This is a genomic window from Halomonas sp. SIMBA_159 (genome assembly GCF_046536035.1).
In the GTDB taxonomy this organism is placed as follows: domain Bacteria; phylum Pseudomonadota; class Gammaproteobacteria; order Pseudomonadales; family Halomonadaceae; genus Vreelandella; species Vreelandella venusta_A.
On record NZ_JAWJBT010000926.1, the window covers coordinates 1 to 259 of the forward strand.

Sequence of the window (259 nt, forward strand, 5' to 3'; positions counted from 1 at the left end):
GGCCCCGTGATCGCCGGCGTCCTCGCTGGAAACGGGGTCGTCGTGAAGACATCCCACTATGGGCCCTGGTCAGGTCAGGCGGTTAGAGAACTCGTCGAGGCGATGGGCCTGCCAATCGGCCTTGTGAACGTCGTACATGGCGCTGACGACACGGGTCGAGCTTTGGCGGCTTCGGACATCGACGGAATCTGCTTCAGTAGTTCGGTCAGCGTCGGCCAGAGCATACTCCGAGACTTCGCGAGTGGTCCACACTTCCGTC

The 259-nt window shown here is 62.2% G+C and carries 1 protein-coding gene; it reads left to right on the forward strand.

Features of this window, described 5'->3' with window-relative positions; all coding sequences use genetic code 11:
• Positions 1 to 42: 42 nt before the first annotated feature.
• A partial coding sequence (locus R0J87_RS21970; RefSeq protein WP_498888965.1) for an aldehyde dehydrogenase family protein occupies positions 43 to 259 on the forward strand: 217 nt, incomplete at its 3' end.